At 40.1% G+C, this 24195-nt stretch carries 15 protein-coding genes and 2 pseudogenes; 3 read left to right on the forward strand and 14 right to left on the reverse strand.

Features of this window, described 5'->3' with window-relative positions:
- Positions 1 to 7806, reverse strand: a complete 7806-nt coding sequence (locus DRF63_RS05295) for a two-partner secretion domain-containing protein (RefSeq protein WP_043991831.1) — start codon at positions 7804 to 7806, stop codon at positions 1 to 3.
- A 47-nt stretch (positions 7807 to 7853) separates the two neighbouring features.
- A pseudogene (locus tag DRF63_RS05300) lies at positions 7854 to 8417 on the reverse strand (ShlB/FhaC/HecB family hemolysin secretion/activation protein); the annotation flags it as partial.
- 38 nt (positions 8418 to 8455) lie between these two features.
- Between DRF63_RS05300 and DRF63_RS05305 the strand changes: the two are divergent.
- The gene (locus DRF63_RS05305; protein WP_418910101.1) at positions 8456 to 8899 is read left to right on the forward strand and encodes a ShlB/FhaC/HecB family hemolysin secretion/activation protein; all 444 of its coding nucleotides are present in this window, start codon (positions 8456 to 8458) and stop codon (positions 8897 to 8899) included.
- Here the strand turns inward: DRF63_RS05305 and DRF63_RS05310 are convergent.
- The 6 genes and pseudogenes from DRF63_RS05310 to DRF63_RS05335 all read right to left on the reverse strand — a co-directional run.
- Positions 8790 to 9620: pseudogene (locus tag DRF63_RS05310) on the reverse strand (POTRA domain-containing protein); the annotation flags it as partial. The gene DRF63_RS05305 and the pseudogene DRF63_RS05310 sit on opposite strands and share 110 nt — an antisense overlap.
- Before the next feature lie 188 nt (positions 9621 to 9808).
- Positions 9809 to 12145: an LPS assembly protein LptD gene (gene lptD, locus DRF63_RS05315; protein WP_005597663.1), complete on the reverse strand. Its 2337-nt coding sequence runs from the start codon at positions 12143 to 12145 to the stop codon at positions 9809 to 9811.
- A 56-nt stretch (positions 12146 to 12201) separates the two neighbouring features.
- Positions 12202 to 13569, reverse strand: a complete 1368-nt coding sequence (hemN, locus tag DRF63_RS05320) for an oxygen-independent coproporphyrinogen III oxidase (protein WP_005597665.1) — start codon at positions 13567 to 13569, stop codon at positions 12202 to 12204.
- A gap of 29 nt (positions 13570 to 13598) precedes the next feature.
- Positions 13599 to 14066, reverse strand: coding sequence for a DUF2489 domain-containing protein (locus DRF63_RS05325; protein ID WP_005597667.1), 468 nt, complete (start codon positions 14064 to 14066; stop codon positions 13599 to 13601).
- A gap of 15 nt (positions 14067 to 14081) precedes the next feature.
- Entirely contained in the window at positions 14082 to 14660 is a 579-nt protein-coding gene (yihI, locus tag DRF63_RS05330; protein WP_005597670.1) for a Der GTPase-activating protein YihI, read from the reverse strand.
- A gap of 148 nt (positions 14661 to 14808) precedes the next feature.
- On the reverse strand, positions 14809 to 16467 hold the full coding sequence (locus tag DRF63_RS05335; protein WP_043991832.1) for a putative transporter: 1659 nt from the start codon (positions 16465 to 16467) through the stop codon (positions 14809 to 14811).
- 262 nt (positions 16468 to 16729) lie between these two features.
- Here DRF63_RS05335 and gltS point away from each other — a divergent pair, with 262 nt between their 5' ends.
- On the forward strand, positions 16730 to 17947 hold the full coding sequence (gene gltS / locus DRF63_RS05340) for a sodium/glutamate symporter (protein ID WP_043991833.1): 1218 nt from the start codon (positions 16730 to 16732) through the stop codon (positions 17945 to 17947).
- 67 nt (positions 17948 to 18014) lie between these two features.
- Here the strand turns inward: gltS and DRF63_RS05345 are convergent, their stop codons facing one another.
- The 6 genes from DRF63_RS05345 to DRF63_RS05370 form a co-directional block, all read right to left on the reverse strand.
- Complete coding sequence (locus tag DRF63_RS05345; RefSeq protein WP_005597676.1) at positions 18015 to 18392, reverse strand: YacL family protein; 378 nt, start codon at positions 18390 to 18392, stop codon at positions 18015 to 18017.
- A 96-nt stretch (positions 18393 to 18488) separates the two neighbouring features.
- Positions 18489 to 21368, reverse strand: a complete 2880-nt coding sequence (gene glnE, locus DRF63_RS05350) for a bifunctional [glutamate--ammonia ligase]-adenylyl-L-tyrosine phosphorylase/[glutamate--ammonia-ligase] adenylyltransferase (RefSeq protein WP_005597677.1) — start codon at positions 21366 to 21368, stop codon at positions 18489 to 18491.
- A 74-nt stretch (positions 21369 to 21442) separates the two neighbouring features.
- Complete coding sequence (locus tag DRF63_RS05355; protein WP_005597678.1) at positions 21443 to 21724, reverse strand: YciI family protein; 282 nt, start codon at positions 21722 to 21724, stop codon at positions 21443 to 21445.
- A gap of 10 nt (positions 21725 to 21734) precedes the next feature.
- The gene (gene yciA, locus DRF63_RS05360) at positions 21735 to 22226 is read right to left on the reverse strand and encodes an acyl-CoA thioester hydrolase YciA (protein WP_005597679.1); all 492 of its coding nucleotides are present in this window, start codon (positions 22224 to 22226) and stop codon (positions 21735 to 21737) included.
- The gene (locus tag DRF63_RS05365) at positions 22213 to 22764 is read right to left on the reverse strand and encodes a septation protein A (RefSeq protein WP_005597680.1); all 552 of its coding nucleotides are present in this window, start codon (positions 22762 to 22764) and stop codon (positions 22213 to 22215) included. The genes yciA and DRF63_RS05365 overlap by 14 nt, the downstream gene beginning before the upstream one ends.
- Before the next feature lies 1 nt (position 22765).
- Positions 22766 to 23503: a hypothetical protein gene (locus DRF63_RS05370; RefSeq protein ID WP_012263042.1), complete on the reverse strand. Its 738-nt coding sequence runs from the start codon at positions 23501 to 23503 to the stop codon at positions 22766 to 22768.
- A gap of 158 nt (positions 23504 to 23661) precedes the next feature.
- Between DRF63_RS05370 and yfbV the strand changes: the two genes are divergently transcribed.
- A complete protein-coding gene (yfbV, locus tag DRF63_RS05375) occupies positions 23662 to 24096 on the forward strand; it encodes a terminus macrodomain insulation protein YfbV (RefSeq protein WP_005597682.1) in 435 nt (144 codons plus the stop codon).
- The last annotated feature ends 99 nt before the right edge of the window (positions 24097 to 24195 follow it).

Genomic DNA, 24195 nt, shown 5'->3' on the forward strand with positions numbered 1-24195 from the left:
TTACTTCTCTTCTGATGTATTAAATTTTCTATTAAAATCAGCAGGGTAAATACCTTGTATAATTTTTTCTGTTTTTATCCATTTTTCTTCTTTATGTCCATTATTTTTTAATTCATAAATATATTTCAAATTATTAATATTCTGATTAGCCTCTGAATGAGCCTCACTAAATCCTAATCCCTTTACTTGTTTTGCATTAGGATTATTTCCAATAAATAAGCTACCCAATCCGGAATAAACAAAATCCCCTTTTACACCATGGTATTCCGTATTAACACCTTTAAATACGCCTTTCGCTTGTTTATGTATTTCGGATGAAGGATATGATCCGCCTAAATGTGAGAAATTAATATGTGTATTATCATATTTATTACCTACGTATTCCGACCAGTTCAGCATATTTTTATTTCCTGAAACACCTAAGCTATGAGCAACATTATTCGCATCTATTGTTCTTTTACCTTGAGCCATTTGATAAGCGTTGTATTCATCTAATTTTTTATTGATTTGAGCATGATCTCTTGTTGCATTGGATGCGCCAAAGACCGCCGGCATATTTGCCCATGCTCTAAAGCGTTCAAAACCCGTAAATAAAAACTCATTAATCATGCCTGCACTTCCTCGATTTAAAATGACTGGCGTTTCTTCAAGAGAAGAAAGTGTCTTACCATATAAAATGGCACTGGAAACTTTATCCTTCCGCTCTAAATTTAACATTCCGGCAGTAGCGACATTACTTAATAATTTAGCTTGTTCGTCAGTTAAAATTTGATCGCTATAAATAATTCTTTTTAAAGTTTGAGAATTATCTTTAAAACTTCCGTCTTCAAACCCTAAACAGGATATATGGTTACAGTTTTTATTCTTAACTTCATCATGAATAGAAAAAAGAGAATCTTCATTTTTTTCCATTTGATAATACATACGATCACCTCGATTACTTAGATTTTTCACAAAATCCGTTGCGATTGTTAAGTCTCTTCCCAAATCGGATTTCACTTGTTCAACATCAGTTTTAGTAACGGCTTGATGAATATTAGCTTTATTTATTAATTTAACCGTTTCTTCCGTTGTTTTACCGGTAAGTACCTTTTGTGCCTCCGACTCTCGGATTTGAATATTTGCCGTATTAATAAAACTAGTCGTTATTCCACTTTGGCGACTACTATCACGTACTTGCCCTAAAAACGCCGTTGCTAATCCTTTAGTTATTCCCCAGTTACCTTGAGAACCGACTCCGGCGACACCGCCGAATTCTACTTTAGACGAACCGTCCGTATGATTTTGACCGATTTGTTGCAGCTTCATACCTTCGACTTCCTGAGATGTATCTCCACCACCTACACTAAAGCCTCCATTTAAACCAAAGCCTTTTGCCGAATAACTTGATTGATTTTGAATATCCTGATGACTCAATACTCCCGTACTAAATCGGTTATATCCTGCTGCTTCAGCTTTTTCAGTTGAAGTTATTACTGCACCTTTTAAATCGGTGCGTTTACGAATGTTGATGTCATAACCGCTATTACCAGCCAAGATCCCCGACTGTTCATTTACGCTCGCAAAATCCGCATTCACTTTCGATTGATTATAGCTACCGTTTGCAGAAAAACCGTAACCAGCAGTTATGCTACCTTCAGCAGCCATTTGCTTGCTACCGTATCTCATAACATCTTGCGTACTTTCAATATTTAGATTTTCAGCAGATACTTCTACTCGATTACCACGAACTTGCGCCCCTTTAATCTTGGTATCACGACCACTTTCTATCTTAGTCAAACTATCTTTATTGCCGATACGGCTATTTAGCCAAGTCGCTTCATCACGGTTACCATAGCCTTTCCCATAATTTGCACCTGCAGTGATCCCAAATGCAAAGCCTCCATTTCCATAACTTGCCGCGATACCTGTATTAAAACCGCTTGATTTATTTGTACTTCTTTCTTTATGTTCTTGTTTAAACGCCAGTAAATTTACATTGCCATCCGCTTTAAAGAATGTTCCTTTTTTACCGCCAATATTGGCTCCAATTACCGTAATATTTGAGTTATCGCTATCTCCAATAGCTTTAATATTGACCATACCACCAGCATTTACTCGGCTTGATACTCCTTTGCTTCCTTCCGATTGCTGAGTTTGAATCTGTTTTTGATTCGCATAGGTAACGGAAATACTCGCGCCTTCAGAAACACCTTTTGCAAGATTTTGTGCATTTTTAATATTTTTCACTACGTCTATCATTTGCTCGGCTGATCCCATTGCATCCAATGCAACATTTGCCGTCGCCATGGCATTAATGCGGTTATTTTTACTCTCTCCCACTTTTTGAACCATATTTGCAAGATTTAACGCAGATTGAACCGCTTGTACTATCGGAAGATTTATCGCAACCGTCACACCTTTCTGTTCGGCGGTACGTTTATAATGACTTTCATAATCGGAACGCGCCGCTTCTAGTAATGCACTTTTTGCCTGAATCTCAACGTTACCGTCACGTGCAGTCACAATACTGCCCGTTTGTCGGTAATGATTACCGGCAAAAATCTTACTATCTCCGTTTAAACTACCGACTTGGCTACGTACCGTACTTTGTTGAGTATTATCTTGTTCTACTTGTTCTTTCTTTGAACCGATTGTAAAGCCGATACCGCCTGTTCCCATTAAACCTGATTTTTTACGTTCCGTTTTTTCATCTCGGAAGTACGTATTTTTATCCGCTAAAATCGAAATATCCTGTTTTGCCGCTATCGTTAAATCATTCTCGGCAACTGCAGCCGAACCTTTTATACTTATATTTCCTTGTTCTGCAATCAGAGAAACGTTTTTACCGTCAATATTACTTCCTGCGGCTTCGCTGATATTATGTGCATAACGCTGTTTTTCCGTGGTTTTGTTTAAGAAACCTCGTCGAGTGGATTTAACCGCACTAGCAAGCTGTTCTTCCGTTCTGCCGGCTTCCACTTTAATATCGCCTTGTTTAGCCGCTACGATTACTTTTCCATTTTGGCTTGTTACCTCCGCCAGTCTTAATATCGCATCATTTTCCGCAATAAGCGTCACGCCGTTGCTGCCTTTAATTCGGCTACCTATTTCGGACTTTTGATCTAAAAGATAATAGTTATCCGCATCACCGTTGTAATGTTCTTTATTTTTTACATTAGCTGTCGTGATATTTAGTTCTTTAGCTTTCGCAATAACGACACCTTTACTGGTTATACCGGCGGCTTTAGCGGTTAGATCACCGTTACTCTGTAATATTAGTCGCCCGTCTTCTCCCGTTACGCTAACCGTTGCGGTTTTATCCAATGAGGTTCGTTCGGTATTCCCATATTTACTTTGCGTATCCGAAAGCGTACCGGCAATTTCTAGTTTTTTATCGGCGGATAATCGTAAAAAATCGACCGCTTCAATTTTTCCGGCTAAGTTCACTAGGCTTTGTTTTGCAGATAAATCTATCTTATTGCCTGAGATTGTTCCGCTATTTTCAAGTAGCTCGGCATTTAAATGCGTTAGCTCTCTTCCCGCTATCACACCGTTATTTTGTAATGAAGCTATATTTCCGCTAATTTCTTTCGCCGCAATAACTGCGCTGTGAGAAGCAATATCAACGCCTTTTGTCGATAAGTAAACTTGAGGAACAAGGGCGGACACTTTGCGTCCGTCTGCAAGCGTGATGTTTTTATTTACCAGCCAAACCATATCCGTAGTTAATTGCGCCATTTGTTCTGCGGTTAAGCCTATGCCGACTTTTAAATTAAATTTTTTAGCGTATTTCGCACCGTTTTTCATCAATGCTTTATATTGCTCAATATCGTTAACATAACCGTCAAGATAACGTCGTCCGGTTAATTGATTAATCTGTTCATTCACTAAACGTTGCTCGTAAAAACCGTCGCCTAAACGCTTAAGTACACCTTCTCCGTTATGACCTAATTGTTCCAACAGATAGCCGCTACTTAACCATCGTCTTCTTTCGGTAAATCTCGGATCAGTTTCAATAATATAACCTTGCGTAGCATCAGGATTGATTTTATAAAGGCTTGCGTTAGGTAAAGTCATATCTACCAAACGGCTTGTAATCGTTCCCGAATCATTTTTTTCAAGGTTCTGTCCTGAAGTGATAATTTGATACTTATCGTTAATCGATATGAGATGATTCGTCTGTCCGGATTTATCTTCATCATATGAAATATCAGTTTTCTTTAGCTGAATATTTCCCGCTTGAGAATTTCCCGATTGAGATTGTGCGGTAACGTCCGAATGAGGTATCGGTGATAATTTCGTGCCGATAATATTTATTGCCGGATTTAATCTACTCTCATTAGACGTGTATTCATCAATAGGACTTTTAATTTTCTCATCAAAAAAGTTTTTATGATGTTTGCGCTTACCCGATCTACGTCGATCTTGCTGATAACGATAAAATTCGCCTAATTTGCGTTCGGTAAGCATTACGGTGAAATCTTTATTTTCTAAAATGCCGTTTTCGGTTTGGACAGACGCCGTGCCGCCATTAACCGCTTGTTCGTTGAAATACAACTTATCGCCAATCAGTAATTTACTATATTGGTTTAACGTATGTCGGCTGTTAAGAAATAAGCTTCCGCCGACTAAAAACTCTGCCGGCGACTCATCATAACTTTCTGCGATTTCTTTTATTTGAGTGAATTTCTTACGTTGCCAGAGTTCGCCTTTCTGAGCGACAATATCTTGTTTATTAGGATCATAGAAGTCAAAAGTCGCACTCTTATGACGTTGTCCGTTTGCATGATCAATTAAACCATCGACACCGACTCGATACCATCTTTCTACTTTTTTAGTAATAGGATCTTCTTTTCCGTAAAGGTCAAATTCTTCTTTTTCTTCACGTATTCTGGTTTTTACATGGGTATCTCGGTTAATCAATTTTTTAACGCCGACTCTCGCATTACCTAAAAACTCAATTGTCGCGCTATTGTTCTCAATCAAGTCCGCCTTACCGATTGCCTGATTATGTTCATCAAGATGGCTGCCGATATAGGCATCTCCTAAAGAAAGCACTAAGGCTTTATTACTATTTATCAGTTTATTGACGCCTAAATCCAAGCGACTTCTGGCTGCAATCGTGCCGGATTTTTCTTCTCCGTTTAAATTTTCACTAAAATTTTTAAGCGCGTTAGATTTAAAAGCGAGTTGATCGCCATAAATTCGCCCGGTGCCGATATTTGTCACTTCATCACTTTTAATTAAAGTTTTATGACCGTCAATTAAGCCTTTATTCAGTAATGTTTTTGAAACTAATGCGGTTTCTTTCGATGATACTTCTGCTTCTTTATTATTTTGAATCTTTTGTGCAAATATAACCGCTTGGTTATTCACGACCAGTTTTGCATTATTTTCAAAATTGCCTTCCGTTTTAAAAGTTAAACGATTACCGACTTCAAAAGCCTTATTTAACACAAAACTGTCTTTCAAAAAGATAGAAAGATCTCCGGCCGTTTTAATTGCTCCCTCATTTATCAGACTTTTTGCTTGAAGACTGATACGATTCCCCGCTTGAAGCAAACCGTCTTGATTATCTACGACGAAATTTCCGATTTTATCTTTTATATCCACCGATTCGATCGCTAGTAATTCTCCTTGCCGATTATCCAAACGAGCTTTACCGGTCATAGAGATAATCTTACCGCTATACACTCCGCCTTTACGATTATCAAAATGATCTACATTAATCGTTAATTTATTGGTCTGAATACCTTGGGTCGGTTTTTCGTTTTTCGCTTTCGTTGCTTGGTTATTGAGACGTTTACTATTTAATACCAATGACTCCGTCGCTAAAATTAAAGAACCTTTATCGGAAACCTCCTCATTATTAATTTCGGCAATATTCAATGCGGCGGTTTTACTATAAATAACACCGGCTTGGTTATCCAATCGAGTTGCCGATAGCCGCATATCTCCGCTACTTTGCATAATGCCTTGTTGATTACTGATTCTATCCGCATTGATATTTAGTAATTGTGCTGTGAAAAGGATACCTTTGTTATTATTAACTTGTTCCGTCTCAATCCGAAACTTGCCCTGTGTTTTTATCGCACCGCCTTGGTTATTAATCGATTTAGCGTTCAATATAAGGTCTTGTTCTCCGATCTGCTCCCAAACCGAATTTCGGGTATTTAAGTCTGTTTGCGCCGTTTGAATATGTTTCGCGATTAAATGGCTGTCTTCGGTAGATAACGTTTTAGATGTGTTTAAACGCAAACTGTCTTTTGCATTGATTTTAGCTTGGTTAGCTTGAATATCATCTTTTGCGGCATTGATATCTATACGATTTGCACTAATTTGACTTTTATCTAAGTTTGCTTTGTTTGCCTTGATTTGTAGCGTACCGCTTGCAATATTTTTGCCTTTTAACACCGCTTGTTGTCGGACGGTAATATGAATATCTTTGCCGTTATCCGCTTGTGCCGAGAGCCGGCGAGTTTCGCCTTGTTGCGTACTTTGTATATCCGCACCGGCGACAATCAGTGACGACTCACTTGTCTCAATATGCTCCGCATTAAAACTAATTTTTCCTTTCGCAACCGTTTCTCCGCTTTGGCGAATACCTTTTGCCGCACTTTGTCGAATATTCCCCTGATGCACGACAATTGAGCCGTGTTGTCGGATATCCGCTTGGCTGGTTAAGACGATATTACCTTGTTTGGTTGCCAGTTTTCCTTGGTTTTCAATCCCTTGTCTAGCACTTAACTGAGCGTGGGTATAACCGGTAACAATGCCTTGATTGACAATTCGTCCTTGCGAATCAATTTTGACATTTTCACTGCTTGCGCCGATATGCCCTGCATTCCGCACGCCTAAGCCTTGCTCGGTACCGATAAGATGTACTTTTCCGGCATACATACCGCCCAATGCGCTTACATCCAACGCATATTGCGGCGAGTGACTTTCCTCCGCTGCTTGTGTACTGTTCTTCACGGTATTGATAATTTTTAAATCGCTGTCCATATTCGCTGCCGTACGAGCCGTCACCCTGTTTTTACCGGTAACCGCCGTGAGCCTTTTCTTACTCCATACACCGGCATTGATTTCGGTTTCTTTGGCAATAATATCGGTATAGTCCACTCGGCTGTTATCTAAACCTTTGCCGGATACTTTCACTTTACCTTTTTCCACTACAAAACTTTCCAGACTACCGTTTTGAATATGCGGTTTAGCGGTAGTGAAAGTAGCGCGATCGGCATTAATGACGCCGCAGCCTTCGCAATGTAAGCCGCTCGGGTTGGCGATAATTACATCCGCTTTTTTACCCGCGACTTCAATATAACCCTTTAAGATACTCGGATCGCTCGAATTAACTTCATTTAAAATCACTTTCGCTTCGCCACGGGATAAATTAGGATTGCCTTGAACCATACCCGCCAGTTGCGTTTGGGTTTGTGAGCGGCTGTTATTTAAAATCGCTCCTTTGCTATCTACGTCAAATCGGCTGTATTTATTATGCGAAAGTCCTTTGTCATTCAGAGTTTGAATATTCACTTGCGGCAAGCCGTTCGGTGTTTTTAATACGATAGGTTGTTCATGCTTCGGCGCATTTTTATCCGCTTGAATAAGAAGTTCCGCCAACGCATTTTCTGAAAAACCGACAAAGCCTAATGCGCAAAATAAGCTAAAGGTAAGCGGTCTGATTTTGCAAATTTTCTGCGAAATCACACCGCTTGTCATACCCGCTTCATTTGCTTTGCCTGTTGTTCTAGCTAATTCGGATACCACTACAAGACACTGTAATGTTTTACTGAAAATGACACGGAAAGATTTCTTATTCATAATGTAATTCCTTTTACTTAATTAATTCCTTTAATGACAGAAGTACGTTAAAAAGCGTAATTCAGATTAAAACCTAACACATGTTTTGATGCGCTAAATCCTTCGGGATAACGTATCGGTCTGCCGATAAAATAGTCATAATAAAAACCTTTCCAACCGCCTCGTAATCCTATAACCGTTCCCATTAAATGATGACCTAATCTCGCATTACCGCCTAAACCGGAAACTCTCCCGCCGTCCAATCCCCAATAAAACCAGTGTCCTTTATTACCGACATTCCAACTCAATTCATTACGCCAATACCAACCTCTCTCGCCCGAAAGCGAAAGTTCCCCGTTAAAACCTCGTACCGTGTAACGACTGCCGATACTGAGACGATCTTGAGGAATGAGCGGTGTTTTATTCCATTGCGCATTGAAACCGGTTTGAAATTGCCAAACTTGTCCTGCTAATTCAAACGGCTTTTTATAATCGATAGAGAGCGTAATAATTTTTAAGCGGGAAGTACCTTCGTTATAAGCTTCCTCCGGTGCGCCGATTGCGCCTCTTACCCCTGTTCCCCGTTTAAAATTCATATCCAACGCTAACGTGGCATTACCTAAATATTCTTTCAGCAAACGATCTGTTCTATACCAGTTTCACTCATAGCATCAAACGTCATTCCGACGATAAAGGCAAGCGTGCCAGTCGGAATCTTTCCTTCTATTATTCGGTTCCTTTCGGTTATTGGCAATTGACCGCAAACCACACCGTTTATCGTTATTATCAACAAGTGTTCGGCGCCTTTGAAAATTATCTGTATGCCGGAGAGAGTGAAACGGACAAGTTAAATCTATCACGCGTGTTATATCGAGATGCGGTTCGAAAAACTACGCTTTCCGGCGGTTTTTGGTCACGCCATTCTAAAAATTTTGTCGATAATACGGAAGTCGAGGTTCAGCGTCGGCGTATGGCGGGCTGGGAAACCGGTATTGCGCATAATAAATATTATCCCAAGATAAAGTCGCCGAGGCTTGCCATTTACCGGTGGAGGTGGAACCCGAATCTTCTAAACCGACATTCAGCCGAAACGGAATCGCTTGGGCGTAGCTGATTTTTAAATCGCTTTCGCCTATTTGACCGCCTTCTCCCTCGCTCGGAAGGATTTCAATATTGGCATCCGCTGTAGGCACTCGCTTTAAATTCTCAAGTGACTGTTCAATATTGCGCACATTTAAAATATCGCCTTTTTCAAAGGTAAAAGCGGTCAGAGCGTGTAAAGGGGTAAAACGAGGTACTCGACCGTTATCCACCACGACAGTATTACCTATTTTTCCAACAATCACGCTTAGCACTAAATTACCGGAACCTAAATCCTGCTCTTGTGCTACCACTCGTGTAGTCACATAGCCTTTCTCGATAATATTATTTTGTATTTGCTTCATTAAAATGCTCAAACCTTCTCCACCTAAACAATGCGGTAATCTCAGTTGTAAATCTGCAACCGCTTTATCTAAAGCCCATTGGAATTGCTCGGTTTGATTTAATCTTTCGGACGGATAATCGATTAAGGAAAGATGATGAATGAGGTAGCAGGGAGACTCCGCCGACGGAATTTGTAAATTTCTTTCTTGGCGAGTGTCCATTCGGATATCGGTTTGAGGTATAAATTGCGCTTCTTGTTGAACGGTTTGCTGTCGATGGCGTTGTTGAATTTCACTATCAATTTGAATATTACGCTTTAATTGCGTTTCTTTGAAAGGCGGCGGAGCCGTATTTCCCGTATGGGAATATATAAGTAATGCGGAGAATAAATAGAGATGTAAGTAACGCACAAACAATTTAAATTCATCGGTTTAAAACGCTGCTTAAAATAGTAAAGTTTTTAAATTAAGTAAATAAAATTTACACAACATCCTTTTTTATATACTAAGACACATAAAGTAAAAGAGTCGATCACTATCATTCTAGGATCGACTCTTAATACATAAAATAACATCCTTATTGCAAAACTAATTAAAAATTAATTAATTCCATATTGCTCCGTATAAGGAATCATACCTTTTTTCAGCATTTTACGTACGCCGCTACTGTAGTTCGTACCGAAGCGTAATTCAAAATTCACCCCGAATTTATTATCGTAATATAAATCATTGATCGTATCCGGCGATCCGATTGGCGTTGCGGTCAGTTTACGCGCTACATATACGTTAGCACTCCAGCAACAAGTGTTATAGTTTACGGAAAGTTGGCTTTCTACCGGCTTTTTAAGTGCGATATCATGATAATGACTTGCCATAAATGCGACACGATCCGTTAGTTCCCAACCTACAACCGCACCGACTTGTTTAATATCTTGCCCATACGTATTACTGCGTAAGTTCTGGTTAATATAATCTTTACTCGCAAAGCGATAACTCAATTGAACAAGTTTATCTTGGCTCGGCTTGTATTGTAATGACGTATTAGCCAACGAAGTTTGATTTAAACGCGTATCATACTGATAAGCACCGTGCCAGTTCCATTTACGGTGGAATTTCCAGTTGGACTCCAATGCCCATGAAGACGAACGTTTTGTTGTACTATTCTGCGATAAATCATCAATTTTAGATGGAGATAAGTAATAAGTCTGTCCTATACTAAAGTTAAATACTTCCACCCCTGTTTTTTCATTGAAGAAACGATTCGTGCCACCGGCAGTAATTAAATTAGCAGAAGAAATACGGTCTAAACCACTATATCGACGATCATTAAATAGAGAAAAATAATCGCTTTGCAATAATGCCGAATCATAACCGAAACTTACGCTTTGATTTAAGCCTGAGCCGATATTACTTTGATCTTTATACGGACGATAAACGTATTGTACTCTCGGCTCAAAGGTTTGATTAAAACCTTTAAATAATTGCTTATCCGCTTCCAGTACCGTTTGTAAATCCACTTTTACTTGCGGAATAATTCGAGTAACGTTCTTGTCCATATCATCCGCTTGCTTACTACTGCCTTTTTCTTGAAGATAGTGAGTCGCATACAATTTCGTCTCAAAATTCAAGCTGCCGTAGCGATTCGCAAGTGGGAAATTAAGCGTCGGTTCTACGTGAAAACGCCACGCTTTCGGCATTAACTTACTGTCATTCTCAAAACGAGCCGTCTGAGCAAAGAGTTTAAAATCTCCGCCTTTTACCAACTCATCGTTATAGTAGTTAAAATCTATTTGCGGTAATACGCGATACGGACCGACATCCAATTCGTCAAAGGTTTGGAATTTCTTACCGGAAATCGATAAATTATAATTCGGTTGATAGTAACCTAATTTAAATTGTTGAGTGGCATAACCGTCGGTACTGCTACCGTATTCCGAATCGAAATCGGAGAAATAACGCTTGTCGCTGACTTTGGTATAATCCACATACAAACGCCAGCCGGTTAAGAAACTCATATTGTGACGCCAGTGCATTAAGTAACGCTTGCGATCATTATCATCCGGTCTATATTCGTCTAGACGATCTTTTCCGATATATTCACCGGCAACAATGCCTTCTCCCAATTTGGTTAAATAACGGTATTCAGGGCTAATTTGCCAACCTCGGCGCGAATAATAAGTCGGTGTAATTGTCGCATCCATATTCGGTGCGATATTCCAATAAAACGGCTGAGAATAAGCAAAACCGTCCTTACTTGAACGATGAAAATTCGGAATCAATAACCCCGAACGGCGGCGATCGCCAATCGGAAATTGTAAATAAGGCGAATAAAATACCGGCATACCCAATACTTTAAAACGCGCATGCCAAATTTCAGCATACTCTTCATCGATATGCTGAATCATTTCATTTCCTTCAATTGACCACGCATTGTCATTCGGTAAACAGGCGGTAAAGGTCGCATTTTTTAAAATGCGTTTATTGTGATTAAACGAACCGCTTTCCGCCGTACCTCGTCCTTGACGACCGACTAATTGGAATTCGGTATTTTGCAACTCTGCCGTTTCGGAGCCGAGATCCATCGCCGCATCTCGTCCGTGCGCTTGAACCAGATTATCTTGATATCGATAGCTGCCTTTCAAAAACGCTCGGCGTTCTTGCTCACCGTTTTGCTCAACCCTTACTTCATCCGCAAAAAGAGAACGATTACCTTGTTTAATCGCTACATCACCGGTATAGGTCGCATCTTTAGGCTGATTGATAACCGCATTATCCGCTTCAATTTCAATCGGCATCATAGTTTGATCGCCCGTTACCTCTTCGCCCTGAAAATGCGGTACGCCCAATAGGCATTGTTCTCTCAAATCCGCCTGCGCATATTGAGTGTAAAATGCTGCCGTCATTGCAACAGAAAGAACACTATAACGTGTTTTCATAATGATTCCTTGTCAATAGAAAGCTATAAATGGTTCGAAAATATGACCGCTTGCTCTTAAATAATTCTCGAAAATTGTTGTCTTTTCGCCAATTGTCTTGAATATACGTCAAAACATAAACAAATATTACGAATGAGCAGATGACCTCTAGGCGAAACCACAATACCGTTTTCGTTAATTTCTAATAAACCGTCTTTCGCCAACGGCTCAAGTAACGCCAAATCCTCTGCAAAATACTGTTTAAAATCTATTTGATATTCGGCTTGTAAGCGGTCGAATTCCAACTTAAAGTTGCAAATCAACGCTTTGATTACGTCACGACGAATACAATCGTCTTGAGTAAGCGCCAAACCTTTATGTAACGCGATACCGCGTTCTTCGACATTGGCATAATACTGTTGTAATTCTTTATGGTTTTGTGCGTAGGTATCGCCAAGTAGGCTGATTGCCGACACGCCCATACCTAATAAATCGCATTCTTCTTGAGTGGTATAACCTTGGAAGTTGCGATGTAATACGCCCTGTTGCTGAGCAATCGCCAATTCGTCATCCGGTTTGGCAAAGTGATCCATACCAATAAATTTATAGCCGTTACCGCCTAAAAACTCGATAGTCTTCTGCAGAATGGTTAATTTAGTTTCCGGAGCCGGTAACATATCGTCTTTAATTTTAATTTGTGCGGCAAAGCGGCTTGGTAAATGCGCATAGTTAAACACACTCATCCGATCCGGATTCAATTCGATCACTCGTTCAAGCGTGTACATAAAACTTTCGACATTTTGTTTCGGTAAGCCGTAAATCAAATCGATATTGGTTGAAGTGAAACCGAGTTCCTTCGCGCGTTTCATCAAAGCAAAAATAAATTCTTCGTCTTGCTCGCGATTAACTAATTTTTGTACTTCTTTATTGAAGTCCTGAATCCCCATACTGATACGGTTAAAACCGATGGATTTAAGGTGATCCAACATATTTAATTCGATTTCGCGCGGATCCATTTCAATACTGATTTCCGCTTCTGCACTGACGTTAAAATGCTGACGCAACATACTCATTAAGCGTGCCGATTGCGCTTCATCCAAATAAGTCGGCGTACCACCGCCCCAGTGAATTTGAGTAACGACACGATTAGTGAACAGCGGTGCGCGCGTTTTGATTTCTTTTTCAAGATAATCCAAATAAATATCCACTTTATGACGGTGACGGGTAATGATTTTATTACACGCACAGAAATAACATAGTTTATGGCAAAACGGGATATGTACGTAAAGCGATAACGGGCGATTCGGATAACGTGCCGCCGCCGCTTTAAAATCGTCATCGTTGTAATTTTCGTTAAATTCTAATGCGGTAGGATAAGAAGTATAACGAGGACCGGATTGGTTATATTTTTGGATAAGGGCTAAATCCCAAATAATTTCTGACATTGACTTTCCTTCAAAATAGGCATTACTTACTATAATGTAAGTTTTAACTGTGCTATATCAATCAGTAGCTGATGGCACTCCGCTTTAATCTGCTCTTCCAACTCGACTTCTTTCGACTGTCGATGCAGATCCTGCTTCATTCGCTCATTACGTTTCAATGCCTTACGTTCGTCTAAAATCGGCATATCTTCTACAACTTGATACAATTCCCACATTGCCGAATATTGACTTAACGGTTTAGCTAACACATCAAGTAACGGTTTTAAACGAAGTACGCCTTCCGAAAAATCACATTGTTCGGAAAGCATTGCTCTTGTAATGACATCAATACTGTCAATAATACGTTCGAAACGTGCTTTCTTTACCTGTTCAACTTGTTCCAATAATGCTTTATTTTGGGCATTTTGTTTGCGTAATTTCAACATTAAATAGACAGCGTAACCCGCCATCGAAAGCACGACTAAGATCGCAAGGATAAGGAGAAAAAATCGAATCATAGTTTTTTAATCGTCTTATCTAAATTGATTAATGTCCATGGTTTCAAATTGGCGAAGCAACGCATCCCCGTTATCTTCGTCTTCATCTTGAATACCTAATTCGGTCATTAACTCATCGATACGATCCAAACATTCGTCTACGAATTTTTGATCTTTTGCCGATAAGGTTTTACCCGCTTCGATTTCGTCTAATAATTGGTTTAAGATCTCATTATTTTCCAACTGTTCCAGTTCTAATTCCGGCGATAAATGCGGTTTATATTCTTCCATGGCAACCGGTTTAATAATTTGTCCTTTTTCCGGTTTATTGACAAACTCCACCATTAAAGGAATTTTTTTACGGCTACCGATACGCGGATCTTTCACTTCTTTTACCGCCGCTTTTTTCTGCTCCGCCGGATCAACATTACGCGAACCGGTCGGCAAGCCTTTGTGTTTACGTTTTTTCTTTTCTTCACGGGCTTTTGCATCCAGTTCGTAACGGGTAGGCTTACGATTTTTACCGCCGCTTAATTTAGGCTGTTCCGGTTTTTTATCTGCTTTTCGCGCAGGCATAATGTCGGTAATACGACGTGTTTTTTTAGTGCGACTCATACTATCTATTCTTTGCTATAAAAAATTAAACGATTATTCTACAAGGAATCTGATTTGCTGAACAGAGAAGAAATGAAAATAGCGGTCGGATTCATTGAGAATTTTACAAAAATCTCGTTAAATTCGACCGCTATCGATGATGGCGGATTTAGCTTGCCGTCCAAAGCAAAATGGCAAGTAATTGCGGTAAGATGATACGTAAGAACATCACAAGCGGATAGACCGTTGCATAGGAAAGTGCCGCCGCACCGTGTCCGTCTTTAATTTCATTGGCAAAAGCCAATGCCGGCGGATCGGTCATCGCACCGGATAACAAACCGCATAGCGATAAATAATTCATTTTTCCGTAAATACGAGCAACAAATCCGGTCACAATCAATGGAATAAAGGTGATGATCGCACCATATCCCATCCATGCAAGCCCTTCCGGACTGAGTAAAGTATCGAGGAAATTCGCCCCGGCTTTTAAACCGACTACGGAAAGGAATAATACGATACCGATTTCTCGCAATGCCAAGTTGGCACTCGGCGGCATAAACCAATAAAGTTTACCGATACTGCCGATTCTCGCAAGAATTAAAGCTACCACCAACGGACCGCCGGCTAAACCTAATTTTAAGGCGACCGGAAATCCCGGAAGATAAAGCGGTAGAGAACCGAGTAATACACCTAAACCGATACCTAAAAAAATCGGTAACATTTGCACCTGTTGTAATTTTTGGTGAGCATCGCCGATAATCGCTCGTACCGTTTCAATATCTTCCTGACGTCCGACTAAATTCAGTACGTCCCCGAATTGTAATGCCATTTCACCGTTCGGAATTAATTCGACCCCCGCACGGTTTAAACGAGAAATCACAACTTCATATTTCCCTTTCAGCATTAAATGACGAATTTTTTTACCAAATACGTTTTCATTGGTAACTACCGCCCGCTCGGAACGGAAAATCGTACCTCTGGTCGAAACGGATACGTCCGCTTCTTCTCCTAAAATAAGCTGCATTTTACGTAACGTCGCTTTTTCTCCGACTAAGTGAAGCACATCTCCGACATTTAAGACTGTATCGACATTCGGCACAATCAGTTCGTCATTACGTTTTAATCGTGAATAGATAACCGTATGCGATTCAAAATCAGGTACTTCCTTTAATTTTAAACCGCCTAAATTAGGGTTGGTTAAACGTACGTTAAGCGTATCCAATCCTTCTTTCTGCTGATTTTGATTGTTATCGAACTCTTGCGCTTCTTTATCGATATTCACCTTAAAAATGATACGAATCAACCACATAGAAAGTAAAATACCGATAATTCCGAACGGATAAGCTATCGCATAACTCATCCCCATTACGGCAGTAATATTTTCACCGCCAAGCTCGGTTAATACCTGCTGACCGGCACCTAAAGACGGCGTATTGGTTACCGCACCGGAGAAAATCCCTAAAATAACCGGTAAAGGAACGTCGAATAACTTATGAATGAGCGCAACAAGTATTCCGCTTAGCCCGACAATCATCACCGCAAAGCCGTTCAGTTTTAAACCCGATTGACGCAATGACGCAAAAAAGCCCGGACCGACCTGAATACCGATTGAGTAAACAAACAGAATTAATCCGAACTCTTGAATAAAATGTAACGTGTGCGCATCCAATTCGATACCGTACAAATGAGTACAATGAGAAATAATGATCCCACCGAACAATACTCCGCCGATACCGAGACCGACCCCTTTGATTTTTATATGACCAATCCATAAACCTAATACCGCAACTAATGATAATAGGCTTACAATAATGGCTATATCGCTCATTTTCGCCTCCAATAAAAAAATTACTTCTTAAATTTTAACAAATGCATATTTAAAAAAATGAGAACTGATTCAAGAAATTCGCAATTGCGAAGCGGATAATATGATCTCCCTCAAAAAATTTTTAACTTATATGATAAGTTTTTCTAATTCTAATGATAAATTTATTTATACATACCTTTGACAAATGTTTTTTATTGGTCTAGTATCGAACAATCCTTATTTTTAAACATTCATTTAACATTTTTATTTTAGAGGAGCACCTATGGAACCAATAATACTGAACGGTTACCACACATTAATTGCTGCGACACTCGTTCTTTTGATCGGACGCTTTTTTGTAAGCAAAATTAAATTCTTACAGGATTTTAATATTCCCGAAGCGGTTGCCGGCGGTTTAGTGGCTGCAATCGTGATTCTCTGCTTATACCATTGGATGGGACTTTCTTTCCAATTCGAGAAAAGCTTACAAAATGCCTTTATGTTAGCCTTCTTCTCATCCGTCGGTTTATCCGCCGATTTTTCTCGCTTAAAACAGGGCGGTATGCCTTTAGTGATCTTCCTTGCCGTTGTCGGTATATTCATTATTATCCAAAACGGCGTCGGTGTCGGACTTGCCACAGCATTAGGTTTAGATCCTTTAGTCGGTTTAGTAACTGGTTCAATTACCTTAACCGGCGGTCACGGTACCGGTGCGGCATGGGCGAAAATCTTCTCCGAGCAATACGGCATTACCGGTATTATGGAAATGGCAATGGCGTCCGCTACATTCGGTTTAGTTGCCGGCGGTTTAATCGGTGGTCCAGTTGCACGCCGTTTAGTCAATAAAATGAAAAAAGACCGTAAACAATATAGCAAAAAAATGGATACTTCTGCCGAACAGTATGACGACAGCACTTTTGAATCGGCTGACAGCATTCGTTTCATTACGGCGAGTTCCACAATCGAAACGATGGCGTTATTCGCAGCCTGTTTAGCTTTCTCATCGGTAATGGCTAACGCATTCCCGGATTTAGGTTTACCGCAATTCGTATGGGCATTAGGTTTCGGTGTAATTTTACGTAACGTATTAACCAAAGTATTCAAATTCGATATGTTTGACCGCGCGATCGACGTATTCGGTAACGCATCATTAAGCTTATTCTTAGCAATGGCGTTAATGAGCATTAAATTATGGGAATTAGCAGGCTTAGCCGGTCCGATGTTAATTATTTTAGTCGTTCAAACTATCGTTATGATCTTATACGGTTACTTCTTGACTTTCCGTGTAATGGGTAAAGACTATGATGCGGCGATTTTAACCGCCGGTCACTGCGGTTTCGGCTTGGGTGCGACACCGACTGCGGTTGCCAATATGCAATCGGTCACCGAAACGTTCGGTCCGTCACATAAAGCGTTCTTAATCGTACCGTTAGTCGGCGCATTCTTCGTAGATATTTTAAACTTAGGTGTTATCACTTGGTTTGTTGAGTTCTTACGTTAATCGTTTAAACAAACAAAGAAGGGGCAACCGTTACGGTTGCCCCTTCTTTGTTTTATTACTTAAATCATTAGTGATAGGTTTTACTAAATTTCTGATAGGCTTTTAAGAAATTTTCAAAATCCTCTAAGCCGCAAAATGCGATACTTTCTTGATCATAAAACTGAAAACCGTCTTCCATTTGCGATTCGTCAAACGCATCGTCCAGATTATTCGCTTTCACCATCACTTCATCGCAATCAAGAAATAAACTGTATTCTTTTCCCTCGAAGACACATTCATAATGATTAGGATACGCCGCCCGACATTTTTCAATTTCAGCAAAGATATTGATCAACTCTTTAGGATTTTCCGTTATCTCGGTATTTAACCAACGGGCAAAAGCTTCGTGATCCATTGAACATTTAGCGACTACGCCGTGAATTGAATGTGTAAATTGATATTCCATTGCAAACTCCTTGAATGGGTAAATTTGCCTTATTATAGCGGAAAACAAGCGGTTAAATTGACAAAATTTTTTGCAAATTTAACCGCTTCTCTGATCTTAGCCGAAAATTCGTTGCCAAATTTGCGCCACAAAAGCACGTTCTTCAACAAATTCGTCTGCGCTCACCACACTCGGGCTACGCAATAAATTTAAATGGTGAATACGGTTGCGAATCGCCGTATAGCAATGTTTCAACATTTCTCCGTCAGTAAGCGATAAAATACCGCATTCTACCGCCGAATCGAAAATACGAACGTTATCCGACCAAATCGCCATTTGAGGATACTGATGAGCGTACTCCAATACCAAACATTGTGCGATAAATTCTATATCGGTAATACCGCCTTTATCTTTTTTCAAATCAAAATGCGTATGATCGCTTGTGCTTAAATGTTGATACATTTTGTAACGCATTTCACAAATTTCTCGGCGTAATTGACCGCTTGTTCGAGGCATTGCCAAAGTTGCTCGACGAATTTGCTCAAAGGCTTGCGCCAGATCGGGCGAACCATAAACGCAACGAGTACGAACTAACGCTTGTGATTCCCATGTCCACGCCTCATTTTGTTGATAAGTTTCATAAGCACTTACCGTGCTGACTAATAAACCGGCTTCGCCTGACGGTCGCAAGCGCATATCCACTTCGTAAAGCACACCAGCACTGGTATTTAAATTAAAAATCGAATTAATTTTTTGCGCTAATTTTAAATAGAACTGATGGCTTGAAATCGATTTTCTCGCACCGGTCGTTTCACTATCCTGCGGTGCGTTATGCAGAAAAACCAAATCTAAATCCGAGTTATAACCCAGTTCAATACCGCCCAATTTTCCATAAGCAATTACCGCAAAACCTTGTTCCGCATCCGCTAAATGATCCGGCATGCCAAAACGCTGCGACAATGATTTCCATGCCATATTGACCACCGCACCGATAATCGCTTCCGCCAAATAAGTAAGATGATCGCTAATTTTCATCACCGGCAATACGCCTAAAATATCCGCCGCCGCAATATGCAAAATTTGGCTCTGCTTAAATTGGCGCAAGGCATCAATCAATGCCTCCTCATCTTCTTCCGGAATCCGAATTAAATAGTCATTTAATGCCGTTTTATACTGATTTAATTCAATCACTTGCGTAAGACTATTTTGAATAATCAGTTCGTCTAACAACATCGGGTAACGAGCAATCCGCTCGGCAATCATAATCGACTGACTACACAAGGTAATCAGTAGCGGTAGAATTTGCTCTCTTTCTTGCAAAAGCTCCAAATAAGTGGTTCGCAAGGTAATTTTATCTACGATGTTAAGCAAACGAGGCAACACAACTAAATAATCTTCTCTATTGCACACCATATCTAAAATTTTCGGCATTAATCGTTGTAAGACATTTCGCCCCCGCACACCAATCGGACGTTTACTCCAATCCTGTAACGTATTGGAGAGCTGGCGGAAAATCTCATGATAATCGTTGCTATCTATCGGATAATCATTTAAAACCGCCGCTAAATCTTCTTCGCTGATTTGATAATGTAAAATATCCTGCCAAACCGCTAATTTCTCATTAAGCGGCGATGCTTCATCGTCCTCTTCTTCACCGATAATTTGGTTAAATACCGCTCGTACGTTTTGCTGATGTTGTTCCAATACCTGTAAAAAGTCTTGCCAAGTGTGAATGTTATTTTCTATGACAAGCGGTTGATTTTGTGCATTTTTTTGCAAATAAGACTGGCAAGCAAACATTATTCTCACTCGGTCTTGCTCATCGGTCGGCAACGTTTGCGTTTGTTTATCATCAATCGCTTGCAGCACGTTTTCAACCTGACGATGGAAGATATACGCATCATATAATTGCTGAATCTGCTGTTCGGTAAGTAACTTCAATTCGGCAAGGCGAGGCAGAACACGCAATAAGCTGCGTTCTTGTAGGATTTTATCCCGCCCGCCTCGCACCATTTGGAAAGTTTGTACAATAAATTCAATCTCTCGAATACCGCCGGCGCCTAATTTAATATTATCGGTCAAATTACGACGTAGCACTTCTCGGCTGATTTTCTGTTTCATCTCTCGCAACGATTGAATCGCACTGAAATCCAAATAACGGCGATACATAAACGGGCGTAGCATTTGGCGCAAATAACGATGGTTAATATTCTGCGGATTTTCGCCTAAAATTTTGGCTTTGATCATCGCATAGCGTTCCCAATCTCGCCCTTGTTCCTGATAGTAATCTTCCATTGCGGCAAAACTCAGCACTAACGCTCCGCTGTCGCCGAACGGGCGCAAACGCATATCGGTACGATACACAAAACCGTCCAACGTAATTTCATCTAACGCTTTAATTAAACGTTGCCCTAAACGAGTAAAGAATTTGCTGTTTTCAATCGGTTTACGACCGCCTACCGTTTCGCCGGCATCGGGATAAGTAAAAATCAAATCAATATCCGAGGAAAAATTCAGTTCTCGTCCGCCTAATTTCCCCATGCCTAAAATCAGTAATTCTTGTTGTTCGCCTAACGAGTTCATCGGTGTGCCGTACTCTTCACAGCAACGCTGAAACAACCAATCTCTAGCACCGATAATCAGTGTTTCCGCCAAATCGGATAAATGCTCGAACACAAACTCTACGCAGGCAACTTTATTCGATTGTAGAAAATTGAGGGTTGCCATTTCACGGTGACGAAACAAACGTAATTCCCGAGCTAACTGGGCTTCGTCTTTCACCTGTTCTAAAACGGTGGCTAAACGCATTGCGTAATTGCCGGTATTTTCAACAGAAGGATATTCCGCCAACCAACTCTGTAAAAGTTGCGGTTGTTTTTGTAGCGTTTGTTTCACAAAATTCGACATCCCCACCGCAATAGCAAGCGGTCGAATTTTATCGGAGTTTTGCAAATCTGATTCCTTCAGCAGCTCGGAAAGATCGGTTTGAGCGAACATATATGCCTCTTTCAAAAATCGGACGAGAAAAAGGCACAAACGGAATCGCTTGTGCCTGTTTTAACAAAATAAGATTAGAACACCTTTCTAAATGGCTTGATAATCACATCACCGTAAACGCCGGCTTCTACATAAGGATCTTCCGAAGCCCAGATTTGAGCATCGGCTAACGAATCGAATTCGGCAATCACGGTAGAACCGGTGATACTTGTGCCGTCTTCCGTCGGATTAGGACCGGACGTTAATAAGCGACCTTCCGCCTGCAATTTTTCTAAACGAGCCAAATGAGCCGGGCGTACTTCCAAACGCTTCTCAAGCATATTCGAATTATCTTGTGCAAAAATAACGTAATACATTTTTTACCTCTTACGCAGTTTGTTGTTGATTTGCAAGCTCCGCTTCAAATGCTAAAGCCTGCTCCATTAATGATAACGCTTCATCAAGCTCAGGATTATTTTCACGAGGAATTTCTCTCGGCCTACCTTCATTGTTTACTGCAACATAAGTAAACAGTGCTTCTGTTACACGAAAACGCTCTCTTGACCCCTGATAAACTTGTTTAATAAATACTTCCACTTTGACTTGCATTGAAGAGCGGCCGACTCTCACTAAAGTGCCGTAGCAACATACCACATCCCCGACCGAAATCGGCATATGGAAAACCATTTTATCTACGGTAACCGTCACGACTCTGCCTTTTGCCAATTCTTTGGCAAGAATCGCACCGCCTAAATCCATTTGCGACATAATCCAACCACCGAAAATATCACCGTTTGCATTGGTATCCGACGGCATCGCGAGCGTTCTTAATAATAATTTACCGTTAGGATTTCTGTCATAAGGTTTATGCTTGCTCATTGGTATTCTCCACGTTTTTAAGATGCGGATAGAGATAAACGCCGGTTGCAATCGCGGCGATTAAACTCAATCCGGTAAATCCGAAGGTTTTAAATGTTGCCCATACGTCATCCGAAAAATAATAGCTGATCACGATATTGAGTAACATACAGATAATAAAAAAGCCCGCCCAACCTAAATTGAGACGATTCCAGACATTGGTCGGTAATTTTAATTCCTTGCCTAACAACATTTGAATAATCGGCTTTTTGAAAACAAATTGGCTGACTAATAATACGGCGGCGAATAAACCGTTAATGATAGTCACTTTCCATTTTAAGAAATTTAAATCGTTAAAATAAGCGGTCAAAATCCCGAAGAAAACCACAAAAATGCCCATAATCCATTGGGATTTTTCGATCTTCTTATACAACACTTTTAAGACGATTAATTGTATGACGGTAGCGATCACTAAAGTAATTGCCGCTTGCTGTACGCCGTATAATTTATATACCGTAAAAAATAGAATGAGCGGAATAAATTCAAGTAACTGCTTCATACTACCCTCTTATTACGCTATTTTGGCTGTATGCCTGATAAAAACGGAAACTGAATACGGTAATAAACAATGAGAAAAACGAGCTGACTAATACGCTCACGATCAGACCGACAGTATTGCCGCTTAAACCGCTTAAAAAAGACATTAAAATCTGCGGTACAAAATAAGAAATCACGCAGAATAATACTAAAGCGATACCTCGACCGTGGCTTAATTGCCAAGTAAAACGAATCGCATCGTTCACGCTATTCAGCTCTTCGATTAAATAAGCGTAAACGGATAAACATAATTTAATAAACAAAAATGCGCCGCCGATAATCAATGGAAAAGCGATCATCGATAAACCGCCACCGGCTTTCGCGCCGAATACTTGAGAAGCCATCCCGATAGACAGCGGCAGAACCATAATAATGTTAAGTAAAATCACCGGAAACAGTTTCGCCAAAGCGCCAGAAAGGTTTTGAAAAAAATGTTTAAAGCTACCGCGATTAATCTCTTTAATATTCAAAATTAATAAGGTCGTAATAAAAATATTGGCAACCCCCATAATTAATAACGGAAATAAGTCGGATAACGTCATCTCAACATTTTCGGCATCCATATTCGCGATGCGAGGCACTAGAAATAAATTCACGAACTGCAATGCACTTAGCAAAATAACCGCCAATAACGAAAATGTATGTTGATTACGAATAAAGTTCCAACTATCTTGTAACAAATCTGGAAATTTAATTGGCATTAATCTATCCTTCTATATCTAATCGTGTAACAAAATTGTTGCAAAGTATAGCAATTGTTGATCATTACTGCATTAAAATCTGCGCATTTTCGGCGGATAAAACTTATGTTATGCTATTTTTATTATTTTTCTTATAAATCTTATAAAACATTATCGTTATGAATGCGACTCTTCAAGCCGGACAACGTTATCTCGCCACCTACCCGAACCAAAAAAAGTTAGGGCTGTTTATGCCCGATTATCGATTAATTCGCTTAGTAAAATTAGCTTCCCGCTTTATGCCCGCTTTCGCTTGCTTTGCGATTTTATGGCAGTACTTCTTTGCCGACCCGAGCCAATCCATTTTAGCCAATGCGATTATCACTTCATTATTTGCATTAAGTTTGCCGTATCAAGGTTTATATTGGTTAGGTAAACGAGCCGCCTCGCCTTTACCGCTTTCGTTGTTAGGCTGGTATCAAGAATTAAAACAAAAACTGATTAATGAGAATAAAAAAGTAGAAGATCAGGCAATGCCTTCTTATCAGGATTTTGCCAACTTATTGCAACTTGCCGAACAAACTTGGGGTAATGAGTATTTTGATAAACTTTAAAATTGCAAAAAAATGCTAAAATTAGACCGCTTGTTTGCCGATAAACGCTTATCTAGCGACAAAACACCCAATGAAACGCTTGCAAAAAATCCGGAAGTC

The organism is Actinobacillus pleuropneumoniae (assembly GCF_003290385.1).
Lineage (GTDB): Bacteria > Pseudomonadota > Gammaproteobacteria > Enterobacterales > Pasteurellaceae > Actinobacillus > Actinobacillus lignieresii.

Excerpts from the sequence above, each read along its gene's own strand:
- DRF63_RS05295 (WP_043991831.1), bottom strand. The coding sequence starts at position 7,806 with ATGAATAAGAAATCTTTCCGTGTCATTTTCAGTAAAACATTACAGTGT.
- lptD (WP_005597663.1), bottom strand. The coding sequence starts at position 12,145 with ATGAAAACACGTTATAGTGTTCTTTCTGTTGCAATGACGGCAGCATTT.
- hemN (WP_005597665.1), bottom strand. The coding sequence starts at position 13,569 with ATGTCAGAAATTATTTGGGATTTAGCCCTTATCCAAAAATATAACCAA.
- DRF63_RS05325 (WP_005597667.1), bottom strand. The coding sequence starts at position 14,066 with ATGATTCGATTTTTTCTCCTTATCCTTGCGATCTTAGTCGTGCTTTCG.
- yihI (WP_005597670.1), bottom strand. The coding sequence starts at position 14,660 with ATGAGTCGCACTAAAAAAACACGTCGTATTACCGACATTATGCCTGCG.
- DRF63_RS05335 (WP_043991832.1), bottom strand. The coding sequence starts at position 16,467 with ATGAGCGATATAGCCATTATTGTAAGCCTATTATCATTAGTTGCGGTA.
- gltS (WP_043991833.1), top strand. The coding sequence starts at position 16,730 with ATGGAACCAATAATACTGAACGGTTACCACACATTAATTGCTGCGACA.
- DRF63_RS05345 (WP_005597676.1), bottom strand. The coding sequence starts at position 18,392 with ATGGAATATCAATTTACACATTCAATTCACGGCGTAGTCGCTAAATGT.
- glnE (WP_005597677.1), bottom strand. The coding sequence starts at position 21,368 with ATGTTCGCTCAAACCGATCTTTCCGAGCTGCTGAAGGAATCAGATTTG.
- DRF63_RS05355 (WP_005597678.1), bottom strand. The coding sequence starts at position 21,724 with ATGTATTACGTTATTTTTGCACAAGATAATTCGAATATGCTTGAGAAG.
- yciA (WP_005597679.1), bottom strand. The coding sequence starts at position 22,226 with ATGAGCAAGCATAAACCTTATGACAGAAATCCTAACGGTAAATTATTA.
- DRF63_RS05365 (WP_005597680.1), bottom strand. The coding sequence starts at position 22,764 with ATGAAGCAGTTACTTGAATTTATTCCGCTCATTCTATTTTTTACGGTA.
- DRF63_RS05370 (WP_012263042.1), bottom strand. The coding sequence starts at position 23,503 with ATGCCAATTAAATTTCCAGATTTGTTACAAGATAGTTGGAACTTTATT.
- yfbV (WP_005597682.1), top strand. The coding sequence starts at position 23,662 with ATGAATGCGACTCTTCAAGCCGGACAACGTTATCTCGCCACCTACCCG.